At 62.6% G+C, this 14,185-nt stretch carries 13 protein-coding genes and 1 pseudogene; 4 read left to right on the top strand and 10 right to left on the bottom strand.

All coding sequences use genetic code 11. The annotated features are described in order from the left end of the window. Positions 1–10: 10 nt before the first annotated feature. Positions 11–214, bottom strand: a pseudogene (locus ACFOMP_RS19660) (integrase); the annotation flags it as partial. 645 nt (positions 215–859) lie between these two features. Here ACFOMP_RS19660 and ACFOMP_RS19655 point away from each other — a divergent pair. Then, positions 860–1,641, top strand: a protein-coding gene (locus ACFOMP_RS19655; protein ID WP_379033724.1) for an IS5 family transposase whose coding sequence is annotated in 2 segments (ribosomal slippage) — positions 860–1,202 and positions 1,202–1,641 — 783 coding nt in all. Because the reading frame shifts where the segments join, the coding sequence is not laid out codon by codon here. Positions 1,642–1,819: 178 nt separating this feature from the next. Here ACFOMP_RS19655 and ACFOMP_RS19650 read toward each other — a convergent pair. The 4 genes from ACFOMP_RS19650 to ACFOMP_RS19635 form a co-directional block, all read right to left on the bottom strand. Further along, on the bottom strand, positions 1,820–2,872 hold the full coding sequence (locus ACFOMP_RS19650) for a 2,3-butanediol dehydrogenase (RefSeq protein ID WP_114350894.1): 1,053 nt from the start codon (positions 2,870–2,872) through the stop codon (positions 1,820–1,822). 24 nt (positions 2,873–2,896) lie between these two features. Continuing rightward, entirely contained in the window at positions 2,897–3,670 is a 774-nt protein-coding gene (locus ACFOMP_RS19645) for an acetoin reductase (RefSeq protein ID WP_114350893.1), read from the bottom strand. Between the two features lie 72 nt (positions 3,671–3,742). Next, positions 3,743–5,542, bottom strand: a complete 1,800-nt coding sequence (locus ACFOMP_RS19640) for a flavin-containing monooxygenase (RefSeq protein ID WP_379033719.1) — start codon at positions 5,540–5,542, stop codon at positions 3,743–3,745. Between the two features lie 140 nt (positions 5,543–5,682). After that, a complete protein-coding gene (locus ACFOMP_RS19635; RefSeq protein WP_114350891.1) occupies positions 5,683–7,419 on the bottom strand; it encodes a sigma-54-dependent Fis family transcriptional regulator in 1,737 nt (578 codons plus the stop codon). A 606-nt stretch (positions 7,420–8,025) separates the two neighbouring features. Here ACFOMP_RS19635 and chrA point away from each other — a divergent pair. Then, on the top strand, positions 8,026–9,231 hold the full coding sequence (gene chrA, locus ACFOMP_RS19630) for a chromate efflux transporter (RefSeq protein WP_379033716.1): 1,206 nt from the start codon (positions 8,026–8,028) through the stop codon (positions 9,229–9,231). 344 nt (positions 9,232–9,575) lie between these two features. On the opposite strand, the gene arsH is transcribed toward chrA, so the two are convergent. From arsH to ACFOMP_RS19605, 4 genes are read right to left on the bottom strand one after another with little or no spacing between them, the layout of a single operon-like run. Beyond that, entirely contained in the window at positions 9,576–10,283 is a 708-nt protein-coding gene (gene arsH, locus ACFOMP_RS19625; protein WP_379033713.1) for an arsenical resistance protein ArsH, read from the bottom strand. Continuing rightward, a complete protein-coding gene (arsB, locus tag ACFOMP_RS19620) occupies positions 10,280–11,356 on the bottom strand; it encodes an ACR3 family arsenite efflux transporter (RefSeq protein ID WP_379033710.1) in 1,077 nt (358 codons plus the stop codon). The genes arsH and arsB overlap by 4 nt, the downstream gene beginning before the upstream one ends. Before the next feature lie 15 nt (positions 11,357–11,371). Beyond that, complete coding sequence (arsC, locus tag ACFOMP_RS19860) at positions 11,372–12,325, bottom strand: arsenate reductase (glutaredoxin) (RefSeq protein ID WP_449302615.1); 954 nt, start codon at positions 12,323–12,325, stop codon at positions 11,372–11,374. A gap of 19 nt (positions 12,326–12,344) precedes the next feature. Further along, positions 12,345–12,680 carry an ArsR/SmtB family transcription factor gene (locus ACFOMP_RS19605; RefSeq protein ID WP_379033707.1) on the bottom strand — a complete coding sequence of 112 codons (336 nt, stop codon included), beginning with the start codon at positions 12,678–12,680 and terminating at the stop codon, positions 12,345–12,347. Positions 12,681–12,981: 301 nt separating this feature from the next. Between ACFOMP_RS19605 and ACFOMP_RS19600 the strand changes: the two genes are divergently transcribed. Both ACFOMP_RS19600 and ACFOMP_RS19595 read left to right on the top strand, forming a co-directional pair. Continuing rightward, complete coding sequence (locus tag ACFOMP_RS19600; protein ID WP_379033704.1) at positions 12,982–13,584, top strand: tyrosine-type recombinase/integrase; 603 nt, start codon at positions 12,982–12,984, stop codon at positions 13,582–13,584. 107 nt (positions 13,585–13,691) lie between these two features. Continuing rightward, positions 13,692–13,859, top strand: coding sequence for a hypothetical protein (locus ACFOMP_RS19595; protein WP_379033701.1), 168 nt, complete (start codon positions 13,692–13,694; stop codon positions 13,857–13,859). On the opposite strand, the gene ACFOMP_RS19590 is transcribed toward ACFOMP_RS19595, so the two are convergent. Continuing rightward, the coding region (locus ACFOMP_RS19590) for a hypothetical protein (protein WP_379033698.1) at positions 13,838–14,185 on the bottom strand (348 nt) is incomplete at its 5' end. The two genes, ACFOMP_RS19595 and ACFOMP_RS19590, sit on opposite strands and share 22 nt — an antisense overlap.

Here is a 14,185-nt window from a genome sequence, read left to right as displayed (position 1 = left end):
GATTAGTTTTCTAAAGGTCGATCCCCTCAGAGAGCGTCAAAGCATCCTCGATGTCGACACCGAGATAGCGCACCGTGCTGTCCATCTTCGTATGGCCAAGCAGCAGCTGGACCGCCCGTAGGTTTCCGGTCTTCTTGTAGATCTGCGCCACCTTGGTTCGCCGCATCGAATGTGTACCGTAGGCGCTAGGCTCCAGTCCGACCGATACAACCCATCCAAGATGAGTGCTTCGTCGTAGCGTCGGTTGCCGTTGCGCGGGTTGACGACGCGACCCGTCTTCCGGATCCACCTGGCGATGGTGTCGCGACCGACCCCGTGGCGACGGCTCAGCTCCTGGACAGAAATGCCGCGATCCCAGTCCCGCGCGATTTCTTCGCAGATATCAATTCCCGCCTCTCGCAGCGCCCGTTTGGTTTGAGTGTGGTCAAGCGAATGTGTGGATGCCAGTCCACCGAATGATTTCACAAGATCGAAGGTCTCACGAACGACCGCAGTTTCAGGTGGTGCAGGTGGCCTCCAGTTCCAGCGGTTCTTAGGATGCTGTGGCATACGCGAAGCTGGCTTTGGAAAATCTTGTCGTTCCGGGGTCTTTTCCAGCAATACCATCGGCTTGGCAGCAGGCCGGGCCGTTTTTCTTGCAAGGATCTCGGTCAGGCGAGCATCGCGGCTTTTTCTCACCAGCCGATCAATAATAATCTGAGCGGCGAGCGCAGACGCTTTGGCGGCCTCGAGAGCGGTTACTTCTTCTTCAGACAACCCAATCATCCCAATCTCCGGAATGTATGATGGCTAGGTCATGTTGACAAAAGGGATTCCACAGACCTGCGCCCTGTGATTCAAGCTCATCTCTACGTAGGAGATGAGCTTGGCACGCAACCTGATGTCCGACGACGAATGGACATTCTTTGAGGGCTTCATCCGAGCCGTCCGGCATCCGAACGGGCGCAAACCTGCGGACCATCGGCTTGTTATGGATGGTATTTTCTGGATCGCGCGGACCGGCGCGCCCTGGCGGGACCTGCCAGAGGAGTTTGGCAAGTGGTCCTCCATCTATCGGCAGTTCCGGCGCTGGACGCTCGCCGGGCTGCGGGAAGACATCCTGGATGCCTTGAACCACGCGAAGCTTGCGCCCGACAAGCTCCAGATGATCGACAGCACCGTGATCAGGGCCCACCACCATGCGGCCGGCGCAAAAGGGGGACTCCGAAAGAGGCTCTTGGCCGTTCGAGAGGTGGGTTTTCGACCAAGATCCATCTCCGCGTCAACGGCGCTGGCCTCCCGATGAGAACCGAGATCACGCCTGGGCAGGATTCCGACTACACCGGCTATGATCTGGTGATGGCCGACAACCTGCCGCAGCCAGCAGTTCTGGTCGCCGACAGGGGCTATGACTCTGATAAAATTCGGGCAGATGTCGAGGGCCGAAATGCCCTGCCAATGATCCCGATGCGAAAGAACCGAAAGGTGCGCAACGCTGTCGACATGACCATCTACACACTGCGCAATATGGTCGAGCGTTGTTTCAACAAACTGAAGAACAGCCGACGGCTGGCGACCCGTTACGACAAAACTGCAGACAGTTTCCTCGGCTTCATTGACATCGCCTGCATCAGGCTCTGGCTCCGCCATTTGTCAACATGACCTAAACTAATCGAACATGTTGCCTGCGTCCATACATCGCCTAGTTGGCACGAGGTCCAAGACAGGACGCTGGCAGGCGTTCCCTCAGCAGATCGACTGCCGGTGCCCGGCCCGGGCTCTCATTGGCCAACGGGGGTTAAGCTTTGGGGGCGGCCAGCGACCGCCCCCGTCGCGCGTGTTACGCGGGCGCTTCGACCAGGATCTTGACGTGCGATTTCTCGGCCACCAGTGCCTCGAAGCCTTCGGTCACGATGTCGTCCAGCGCGATCCGCTTGGTTACCAGCTTTTCGGCATTGAAATAGCCCTGCTCCATCAGCGCCATGACCGCAGGATAGACGTTGCGATAGGCGATGGTGCCCTGCAATTGCCGTTCCTTGAGCACCACGGTGTTGGGGTGGAACGCGGCATCACCTTCCCAGATCGAGACGATCAGCACCTGGCCTTCATGCCGGGTGGCATCGATGCATTGCGGTAGCACGCGCGGCACGCCCGTCACCTCGAAGGTCACATGCACGCCGCCGCTGGCCTGCCGGATGGCGGCGACAGCATCGCCGGCCATCGGGTCGATGACGGTGGTTGCGCCCAGTTCCAGCGCCTTTTGCCGGCGCACCTCGGAGGGTTCGACGACATGGATCTGCGCCGCGCCGGCGACGCGCAGCGCCTCGACCACCAGAAGGCCGATGGGACCGGCGCCGAACACCGCCGCCGTGTCGCCCGCCTTGATCCTGGACAGGCGCACGGCATGCAGCGCCACCGCCGCAGGCTCGACCAGCGCGCCCTGTTCCATCGACAGGCCATCGGGGATCTTGTGGACCATGCGCGCGGGCACCACCGAATAGGCCGCAAAGCCGCCATGGCCGCCCGAGAGGCCGACAAAACCCAGCTTGTCGCAGAGGTTGTATTTGCCTTCGAGGCAGGCGGGGCATGTGCCACAGGCAAAGATCGGCTCGATCGCCACCCGGTCGCCGATGGCAAGGCCGCTGACGCCCTCGCCCAGTTCTGTCACCATGCCGCAGTATTCGTGGCCCATGGTGATCGGAGCCTTGTCATGGCTCAGCGGGTGATCCTGGCCTACCGGCACAAAGATCGGCCCGGCCAGGTATTCATGCAGGTCGCTGCCGCAGATGCCGGTCCAGGCTACCTTGACCTTGACCTCTCCCGGGCCGGGTTTGGGTTCGGGCACGTCCTCGACGCGAATGTCGCGTGCCGCATGCCAACGGGCTGCTTTCATCTTGGTTTTCCTTTCAGGAGCGATTCAGCGATAGACCATGCCGCCGTCGATCAGGATCGACTGGCCGGTCATGTAGTCGCTGTCGGGACCGGCGAGGTAAGACACCAGACTTGCCACATCCTGCGGCGTCTGCGCCCGGCCCAAAGCGATGGAGCCCACGAACTTGTCGAAGGTCGCGCCCTTCTCGGCGCCGGTGAGTTCGGCGAAGCGCGCGTCGATCTCGGTCCACATGTCGGTGCCGACCACGCCGGGACAATAGGCGTTCACCGTGATGCCATCGGCGGCGAACTCCTTGGCGGCAACCTGGGTCAGGGCGCGCACGGCGAATTTCGTGGCGCAATAGGCGCCGAGCATGGGAAAACCCTCATGCGCGGCAATCGAGGCGGCCGAGATGATTTTGCCCCTGGTGCCGTCTTTCTTGAAACGCGCTGCGGCGGCCTGGATGCCCCAGAGCACGCCTTTCACGTTGACCGCGAAAACCCGGTCCATCTCGGCCTCGGTGATCTCGGCAATGGGCTGGACCTGAGCGATGCCGGCGTTGTTGACCATGATGTCAAAACCGCCCAGCCGTTCGGCGGTCTGGTCGATGGCGTTGATGATCTGCTGGCGGTCGGTCACATCCGCCGCGATGGTGATCACCTTCTCCGGGGCAAAGCGGCTGGCCGCCTCGGCCAGCGGACCGGGGTTCAGGTCCACGAGCGCGATTTTCGCGCCATCGGCGGCCAGACGCTCGGCGATGCCAAGGCCAATACCGCGCGCCCCGCCCGTAACAAGGGCGGTCTTTCTTGCAAGAGACATGATGTTCCTATTGAGCTGTTCGTTGAAATCTCCTGCCCGCTCGCAGCGAGCGGACAGGCTGATCTCGAAGGGTCAGGACAGGTGGTTGACCTGTTGCAGGCCATAGACCGGGGTCTCGATCCCCTCCATCCGCGCCTTCAGCTGCAGCGCCAGATAAAGCGAGTAATGCCGCGACTGGTGCAGGTTACCGCCGTGGAACCACAGGTTTTCCTGCTGCGTCGGCTTCCACATGTTGCGTTGCTCGCCTTCCCACGGGCCGGGGTCCTTGGTCGTGGCTGAGCCAAGACCCCAGACCTTGCCCACCTTGTCGGCGACCTCCTTGCTGATCAGATCGGCCGCCCAGCCGTTCATCGAGCCAAAGCCCGTGGCCAGCACCACCAGATCGGCGGGCAGGCGGGTGCCGTCGGTCAGCACCACGGCGTCTTCCTCGAAATGGTCGATATTACCATGCGCCAGTTTGACCTCGCCGTCGATGATGAGCTGGCTTGCGCCCACGTCGATGTAATAGCCCGAGCCCCGGCGCAGGTACTTCATGAACAGCCCCGAGCCGTCGTCGCCCCAGTCCAGCTGGAAGCCCGCCTTTTCAAGACCGGCGTAGAAATCGGCGTCGCGCTCGCGCATCTTGTCATAAAGCGGGATCTGGAATTCGTGCATGATCTTGTAGGGCAGCGAGGCAAAGATCATGTCGGCCTTTTCGGTGGTGATGCCGTTGGCCAGCGCCTGTTCCGAGTAAAGCCCGCCCAGACCGATATCCATCAGCGTGTCCGAGCGCACGATATGCGTCGAGGAGCGCTGCACCATGGTCACGTCGGCATCCGCCTCCCACAGCGCGGCGCAGATGTCATGCGCCGAGTTGTTCGAGCCGATAACCACCACCTTTTTCCCGGCCCAGTCATCCGGGCCCTTGTGCTGCGAGGAATGCTGGATCGTGCCCTTGAAGTCCTCCATGCCAGGGAATTTCGGCATATTGGCCTTGCCCGACATACCGGTCGCCAGCACCAGTTGCGTCGGGTGCAGCGTGACCTTTTCGCCGTCGCGGTTCACCTCGACCGTCCAGGTGCCCGAGGCCTCGTCAAAGCTTGCCTTCTCGACTTCTGAGCGGGTCCAGTAGTTCAGCTCCATCACCCGCGTATACATTTCCAGCCAGTCACCGACCTTGTCCTTGGGGGTGAACACCGGCCAGTTGTCTGGGAACTTGATATAGGGCAGGTGGTCGTACCAGATCGGGTCATGCAGGCACAGGGACTTGTAGCGGCTGCGCCACTGGTCGCCGGGGCGGTCATGCTTGTCCAGAACGATGGTCGGCACGCCCAGTTGCCGCAGCCGCGCGCCAAGGGCGATGCCGCCCTGTCCGCCGCCGATGATGACGGTATAGGGCTGCGTTTCATAGCCCAGCGTGGCGGCATCGTGCTCGCGCTGCTCTTTCCAGGTGGTGCGGTTCTTGCGGGCACCATGCTCGGCCCCCATCGGGCGGCGGACGCCACGGCTTTCCTCGTGGCCTTTCAGTTCCTGCAGCGCGGTCAGCAGCGTCCAGATGCGGTCATCGCGCAGACGCATCAGGCCCCAGCCCCGACCCACGCCGGTTTCGAAAGTGATCCAGGCGGTGATCACGCCGCCCTCCTCGGCGGGGATCTCTCCTTTCTGGATCTGGAAATTGCCGGGGCGGGTGTGCGCCAGCTGATGGCTGAGCATGTCGGCGACGCCCTCGGGGTTTTCGACGGTCTTCAGGTTCCAGGTCAGCGCGATCAGATCGCGCCAGTAGCTGTCGGCAGCAAAAAGCCCGGCAGCAGCGGCAACATCCCCCTGTTCCAATGCTGTGTTGAGCTGGTCCAGAACGGCCTGCGTGCGGCTCGTAACGGTAGAATCGAGCATCGCGTCTCCTCCTCATGCGCGTTGTTCGAGGTCGACTATCGGCGGCGTCTGCCCATCCGATCCATCACGACAAAGCGAGGCGGGCCGTAAAAGCGACCGCTGCGATGCAGCGTGTTGCGCGCGCAACGGGGCGCAACATTTCAGGCGGGCGGCTGCAACCCGGCAGCGCGAAGCCGGCGCAGCACGGTCGAGCGGTTCACGCCCAGCCGTCGCGCCGCACGCGCCATGTTCCAGCCGCAGGCCTCCATCACCTGTTCCAGCGGCTCGCCCGGTGCATCGGCGCCGGACGCGGCGGCGCGGTCGACCGGCACCGGCAGGTCCGGCAGGTCGATGACGCGCCCCTCACAGAGCGCGATTGCCACATCCAGCACCTGCTCCAGCTCGCGCAGATTGCCGGGCCAGGGCCGGCCCAGCAGCGCCGCGCGGGCCGAGGGTGACAGGCGCATGTCCTGCGACGTGCGCCGGCGCAGGATCCGGTCCAGCAGCCAGCCGATGTCTTGGCGCTGGCGCAGCGGCGGCAGGGTCAGAATGGCACCGGCAAGGCGATGGAACAGCGGTCGGGGCAGGTCCAGTGCCGCCGGGGCCGCACAGGTGGTGGACAGGACACGCAGCCCGGCGCGCCCGTCCAGCAGGGCGGTCAGAAGCGGTGCGGTTTCCGCCGGCAGATCCTCGATCCGGCGCAGCAGCAGGGTGGCGCCGCCGGGCAGGTCCGAACAGGCCTGCCGCAGATCGCCGCCGCCCACCCCGGCGCAGTCCAGGGCCAGAAAGCCGCTGGCGCCGCCGGTCATGTGGATCGCATGGGCCAGCTTGGTCTTGCCGGTGCCGGATTCGCCCGCGATCAGCAGCGGCACCGAAGTGCACGCGAGTTTCGCGGCCTGGGTCAGCAGATGCGTCATCGCCGGGTCACCGTCCGACAGGCTGGCCAGCGGCCCGGCGCGACGATCGAAGCGCAGCGCTTTGCGTGGTGCCTGCGGCGCGATGGCATGGCCGAACAGCGCGCCGCCCTCGCGCATCTCGAGGATGCGTTCCTCGGTCGGGCGGTCGCGCATCAGGTCGGGCAGGTCGTCGATGGTCAGGCCCAGCGCCTCGTCGATACGCCGACCAAGGACGGGAGAGCCATCGGGGAACAGTCGCCTTGCGCCGTGCGTGTAGCCCAGCACCCGACCCGAATCGTCCAGCCGCACCGCCGCTTCGGGGTCCACGTCCAGAAACTCGGGACTGTCGGACAGGCGCAGCACCCAGTCGCGGCGACTTTCGGCCATCAAGTTTGCCATCTCGACCCGTCGCGCCGCATTGGTCACCAGGCTCATCGCCAGATTCTGGCTGCGCTTGGGCGTGGGCGAGCGCAGCAGCGAGATGTCCAGCACCGCCGCCAGTGCGCCGAGGCTGTCGAAGATCGGCGCCGATGTGCAGCTGAGCGCGATATGGGCATTGCCGAAATGGTCGTCCTGATGAACGGTCACTGGCTCTTGCGTCACCAGACAGGCGCCGACTCCGCTGGTTCCGACAAGTTCTTCGGACCAGTTCGAGCCGAGATAGAGCCCGGCGGTCTTGAGCTCGTCCAGAAACAGCTCGTCGCCAAAGAAGTCCACGCAGACGCCCGCGGCATTGGTCAGCAGCAGCGCGTAATTCTGACCGGCGACCTGCCGGAACAGGCTTTGCAGGCTGGATCGCGCCGCGCCGATCATCCATTCCGCTTGCTTGCGATGGTCGCGCAATTCGCTTTGCGTGACGATATGTGCCGGGTCGCGCCGCATGGGGTCCATGCCATAGACCTCGACGCAGCGCCGCCATGAGGCCGAGACGAAGCCGTCCCGCCCGGTCTGGCTGCCGCCCAGAACCCGCTCGATTTCCTCGACGTGCTGCCGATCGCTCATGCCGCCGTCCTCCCCGTCGGTCAGGTTAGCACGGGGAATATCCAGTTCCGAACAAACTTTGGTCTTGTTCGGGGCGCGTCGACAGGCAGCAACTTGGCGATCAGTAGCGCGCCAAGCTCATCTCCTACGTAGAGATGAGCTTGAATCACAGGGCGCAGGTTTGTGGAATCCCTTTTGTCAACATGACCTAGTAACAGCTGTTGTCCACGATCCTACTCCGACTGTATGGCTCCTACGAACGGCAGAAAAGTCCCGCACTGCTGACCTTGAAGCCCTGAACGATGCTGCAGGTGCCACGAAGGTCAGGTATGGGGAAGCCGCACTGCGGCGATGTCCGCTCTGGCGAACGGCTGCTCAGGGCCCTCAGCGCCCGCGGGCCTGGCGCGCCAAGGCGACGGGCCTGCCGCGCCGCCGCAGGTCTGCTTCGAGCCCAAAGCCGTCATTCGCATGAGCGTGTAAGGCCAATCTATCCGGCATCCGCCGCACGATACTTCAATGCAGGCGGCCTGTGCTTGACTTGGCTGTCCTCTAAGATGAAGGCCACCTGCGATTCGCAGGGAACAGCTTTCATCGGCTGAGGCAACTGAAAGGCGAGGCGAACCCGTGATGAACCGATCTGACAAAGTATCCAATGCAGGCACGCCATCCGAAGTATTCGGCGCCTTTCTCAAGCTGGGCCTGACGTCTTTCGGCGGCCCGATCGCACACCTTGGATATTTCCGTGACGAGCTGGTGACGCGGAGGCGCTGGCTGTCGGATGCAGCTTATGCGGACCTCGTTGCTCTGTGCCAGTTCATGCCTGGCCCAGCATCTTCGCAGGTGGGCTTTGCCTTGGGGATGATCCGCGCCGGGTGGCTGGGAGCACTTGCGGCCTTCGTCGCCTTCACCCTTCCATCCGCTCTGATCCTGCTGGTCTTTGCGCTCACCGCCACCACTGTGTCCGGTCCTATCGGCACTGGCGTCCTGCATGGTTTGAAGATCGTGGCTGTCGCAATCGTGGCGCAGGCGGTGTGGGGCATGGCGCGCAGCCTCTGCCCCGACCGTGAGCGGGCGACCGTCGCCGTGGTTGCCGTCGCCATGCTGGCGATTCTTCCTGGTGCGGTCGGCATGGTCGGCGCGATCATCATGGGTGCTGTCGCAGGCATGATGCTGGGCCGTAGACCGGCAAACCCTGTTGGCGGACATATCACGATGCCCGTTACCAAGGGTCAGGCTGGCATCGCGCTTGCGGCTTTCGCGGTGCTGTTGCTGGGCCTGCCGCTTCTCGCCGGCCTGTCCCAAGGCTGGGCCGTGGTGGACAGCTTTTACCGGGCTGGATCACTGGTCTTCGGAGGCGGTCATGTTGTTCTGCCCCTTCTACAAGCCGAAGTCGTGGCTCCGGGATGGGTGACGTCGGATCAGTTCTTGGCTGGCTATGGAGCCGCGCAAGCAGTGCCAGGGCCACTGTTCACCTTTGCAACTTATCTTGGTGCGATCCTTAAGCCTGAGCCGAATGGCGTTCTCGGCGCCACCTTGGCATTGCTGGCGCTGTTCCTGCCCGGCTTTCTGCTGCTGATTGGCGTGCTGCCCTTTTGGGACGGGTTCCGTGCAAGACCGCAGGCGCAGTCTGCAATGCAGGGTGCAAATGCCGCTGTTGTTGGCATTCTGGGCGCTGCGCTCTATTCACCCGTGTTCACCAGTGCCATTGGCAACATGCGGGACTTCACTCTCGCTTTGGCATGTTTCGTCGCGCTGATGGCATGGAAAGCATCTCCTTGGCTGGTTGTCTTGCTCGCTGCACTCGGAGGCATAGTGCTGACGCTGTTGTCGTAGGCCACCCACAGGCGGGGGCATAAACTTTGAGAATGCAGCGAACGGCAACTTTGTCGCGCATAGTAGACCCCGTGTCTCCGCGATACTGGGTCAGCTTCGCTCGACGGTTGGGGTGGAAGTGCCTGACGATCTTGCCCCGCCGCCACCGCAAATCCTCGACCCGTGAGTCAAAAACCTCTGGAACCTGACAGCGGCTGTGATCTGTCAGGTATTTCTGGCTTTCCGTCAGATTTTTGGCGCAATCGGTCTTTCAGCCGGGGTCGTGTCATCGACGCGAAGAGCCCATCACGAACATTCGGCAATCTGCGGCATATATTACGCGTGGTTTGCGCAGAGTGCTTGTATCAGGTTGCGGTTTTCAGATTTACCCGTTCCTCAAGATCAGCGGCCGCTTCCTTGCGCTCACTGTAGCGGTCGGTCAGGAAGGACGACAGGTCGCGGGTCAGCAGGGTGAACTTCACCAGCTCCTCCATCACATCGACAATGCGGTCGTAAAAGCTGGACGGGCGCATCCTGCCAGCCTCATCGAACTCCTGATACGCTTTGGCGACCGAGGACTGGTTCGGGATCGTTACCATCCGCATCCAGCGGCCAAGGACACGCATCTGGTTCACCGCGTTGAAGCTTTGCGAGCCACCCGAAACCTGCATGACGGCCAGCGTGCGGCCCTGCGTAGGCCGGATCGCCCCCATCGACAGCGGAATCCAGTCGATCTGCGACTTCATCACGCCGGTCATGGCGCCGTGCCGTTCCGGGCTGGTCCAGACCTGCCCTTCGGACCAGAGACACAGGTCGCGCAGCTCCTGCACCTTGGGGTGTGATGGGTCGGCATCCTCGGGCAGCGGCAGGCCATTGGCATGGAACACGCGGGTTTCACAACCGAAATGACGCAGTAGGCGTGCGGCCTCGAAGGTGACGAAACGGCTGTAGGATCGTTCGCGCAGAGAGCCGTAGAGCAGCAGAATGCGCGGCGGATGGGGCGTGCGCGCAACGGTGGGACTGTCCAGCGGCATAAGGGCTTCGGGCGACAGGTTCGGCAGGTCGGGGATCATGCGCGGGCCTCCATTGGCGCGGTGTCGGCGGGGAACCAACGGGGTCTGAGGCGCAGGGCGACATTCACCAGCAGGATCAGCACCGGGACTTCGACCAGCGGGCCAATGACGGCCGCGAAGGCCACTGGCGAGGCCAACCCATAGGCGGCGATGGCAACAGCAATCGCCAGCTCGAAATTGTTGCCTGCCGCTGTGAAGGCGATGGCGGTGGTGCGCGGATAGTCCCTGGCGATCCATCGGCCCATGGCAAAGCTGACCATGAACTGGATGGCGAAATACAGCACCAGCGGAATGGCGATCCTGACCACATCCAGCGGCAGACGCACCACATCCCCGCCTTTCAAGCTGAACATGGCGACAATCGTGAACAAGAGCGCGACCAGCGTGATGGGACCGATCTTCGGCAGAAAGACGTCGCGATACCAAGCGTCACCCTTGCGCGCGATCAACAGGCGGCGGGTCAGGAAACCAGCGGCGAAGGGCACACCCAGATAGAGCAGCACAGCCTCGGTCACGGTCCGGAAGCCGACGTCGATGACGCTGCCCTCAAGCCCGAACAGCGGCGGCAACACAGTCAGGAACAGCCAAGCATAGGTCGAGAAGAACAGAATCTGGAAGATCGAGTTGAAGGCCACCAGCCCGGCAACATACTGGTTGTCGCCCCGCGCAAGCTGGTTCCAGACCAGAACCATGGCAATGCAGCGGGCGAGGCCGATCAAGATCAGCCCGGTCATATATTCCGGCTGGTCGCGCAAGAAGATGACCGCCAGCACGAACATCAGCACCGGACCGATCAGCCAATTCTGCACCAGCGACAGCACCAGCACCCGCTTGTCAGCAAAAACCTGTGGCAGCTCTTCATAGCGAACCTTCGCGAGCGGCGGATACATCATCAGGATTAGGCCGATGGCGATAGGAATATTGGTCGAGCCGACCGACATGGCGTTCAGCGCATCCGGCAGACCGTGAAAGACGGTGCCAAGCAACAGACCAAGGGCCATGGCCGCAAATATCCAGAGCGTCAGATAGCGGTCGAGAAAAGAAAGCCGGCGGGCCGGGTTGGGGGCGGTCATCTGGGTTTCCTCGGATCAGGCAGAGCGGGTGCGGTTGCCTTGGGCATCCACGACCTGTTCGCCGTCCTCCTTGCTGAAGGCGGCTTGCTGGGGTGGCAGCAAATCCAGCACCCGTTCCGAAGGCCGACACAGCCGCACGCCCTTCGGGCTGACCACGATGGGACGGTTGATCAGGATCGGATGTGCCATCATCGCGTCAATCAGCGCTGCATCGGTCAGGTTCGGGTCGTCCAGCCCCAATTCGGCATAGGGCGCGCCCTTCTCGCGCAGCAAATCGCGCGGCGCGATGCCCATACGGGCGATCAGCCGTTCCAGCAACGCGCGCGAGGGCGGGGATTTGAGATATTCGACAACATGCGGCTCGATCCCGGCATTGCGGATCATCGCCAGCACATTGCGCGAGGTGCCGCATTCCGGGTTGTGATAAAGAACGACATTCATATCGTTCCCTGCCCCGGTCGCGCCCTCGGACCGTCCAATATCGTGCAGCTTCGACGCAAGGCTCGCGCGGTCCAGCGTGCTGATCGGCAAAGCGGCGAAGGCTGATATGCGTGCTTTCATGTAGCGCAGCGTGTCGATGAAGGCCATGTCGCACTGCAAGTCGCTGCCCGTCGCAGCCGCCGGATCGGTGAGACCCCAATGAGCCGTCATGGGCTGCCCCGGCCAATAGGGACAGGTTTCCCCGGCGGCGTCATCGCAGACGGTAAAGACAAAATCCATGACCGGCGCATCAGGGCCGGAGAACTCGTCCCAGCTTTTCGAACGCAATCCCTCGGTGGGATAATGGTAGTTTTGCAGGATTTTCAGCGTCCGGGGATGCACCTCTCCTTTCGGCTGGCTTCCGGCCGAATAGGCCCGGAACCGGTCGCTGCCTTCCTTGCGCAGCACACTTTCAGCAATGATCGAGCGGGCGGAATTTCCAGTGCAGAGAAACAGCACGTTGAACATGCGGGGTAGATCTTCAGCCATGAAGAGCATCCTTTTGGGGTTAGCAGGAACAGGACAAAGCGGCCGCGACCGGCGCGCAGATTTCCGGATGGCCATCGCAGCAATCGCGCATGAGGAACTCAATCAGCCCGGCAAGCGTCGGGAAAACGGCACTGTAGATGATGAAACGCCCCTCGCGTCGGGATTGGATCAACCCGGCATGTTCGAGATGGGTCAGATGAAAGGACAACCGCGAGGTCGTCGCGCCGCCCAAAGCCTCGCCTATCGCTCCGGCCGCCATGCCCTCCGGCCCGGCCTGCACCAGCAGTCGAACGACACGCAGTCGCGTTTCCTGGGACAGGGCAGCAAAGGCGCCAAGTGCTTCCGGCTCGTTCATCGAATCAATACCTCAATAGATATTGATTAGTATAGATAGTGACAGCGGCGGGTCAAGCGGTGCTGTTATGCTGCACCTGCAAACGGCGGCTTTGTCCGCATTGCTGACCTTGAAGCCCTGAACGATGCTGCACGGTGCCACGAAGGTCAGGTATGGGGAAGCCGCGCTGCGGCGATGGCCACTCTGGCGAACGGCAGCTCTGGGCCGGAAGCTACGACGTAGTCCGTAGCGGACTCTTTACAGAATGAGCATTTGTAAAGAGTGTATAGTGGCAGGACCAGCAATCGCGTGGCAAAATCACATGATCCGACGGCGGGCCGACCGGCATTTTGTCAAGAGTGACGGCAGCGCGCCGGTGGATGCGCATCTGCGCCGCCGAGACTATCTGACCCCGGATGAGGTCAAGCGCCTGCTGGCTGCGGCCAAGTCCGGCCGGCACGGCACGCGCGATCATCTCATGCTGTTGCTGATGTATCGGCACGGGTTGCGGGTCAGCGAGCTGATCGCCCTGCGCCGGACAGATCTTGATCTGGCCTCTGGCCAGTTCTGGGTGCAGCGGCTGAAGCGCGGACTTTCCACCAGCCAGCCGCTGGCCGGTGATGAGCTTCGGGCATTGCGTCGGCATCTGGCCCGTCGCGGCGATCCGCTGCCCTGGTTGTTTCTGTCGGAGCGCGGTCAGCCGCTGGCCCGGCAGGCGGTGAATTATCTGCTGACCCGCATCGCGGCGCGGGCCGGGCTCGGCGCGGTGCATCCGCATATGCTGCGCCATTCCTGCGGTCACGCCCTGGCCCATGCCGGGCGTGACCTGCGGCTGATCCAGGACTATCTCGGCCATCGCGATCCCCGGCATACCGCCCGCTATACCCGCACGGCGGCGGTACGGTTTCAAGATATTTGGCGCTGAAGGGGTGCCATGATAAGATCACCTGACATGGAGGGTGCCGTTGCTGATGCAGGGCGAGCCGGCCAAGAGACGCTATCAGTTGTGGCGGTATCGTTTCAGGAAGGGTTATGGAAAGCAAACCGCACGAACACACCGATCTCCCAGCTGATCCGCCAAGCGACATGACGAAGCGGGTCGCAGAGATTCAGAAACTCGCGAAGGATCTGGGGTTTAGCGGCCCGTCCGATTGGGAGAACGAAAAGGGATTCTTTGATCAGGAATGGGGTGAAGACTGATGTGCCACTTCCCCTCCAGGCCGCGAGACGGAAACAGGTTTCAATTTCCCTTCCGCCCGTTTTCCAGATCGTGAGAGAACAGCGCGCGCGGTAGCCCACGATATTTCGGCCGCTATGGCTGCCTTGTTGACCGAACGGGTTGCTCTAAAAGTTTCCAAGATGAGTGCTTCGTCGTAGCGTCGGTTGCCGTTGCGCGGGTTGACGATGCGACCCGTCTTCCGGATCCACCTGGCGATGGTGTCGCGACCGACCCCGTGGCGACGGCTCAGCTCCTGGACAGAAATGCCGCGATCCCAGTCCCGCGCGATTTCTTCGCAGATATCAAT

Source organism: Paracoccus simplex (genome assembly GCF_042648325.1).
In the GTDB taxonomy this organism is placed as follows: domain Bacteria; phylum Pseudomonadota; class Alphaproteobacteria; order Rhodobacterales; family Rhodobacteraceae; genus Paracoccus; species Paracoccus simplex.
Note: the sequence above shows the minus strand (reverse complement) of the source record. Positions and strands in the feature narration are given on the sequence as shown.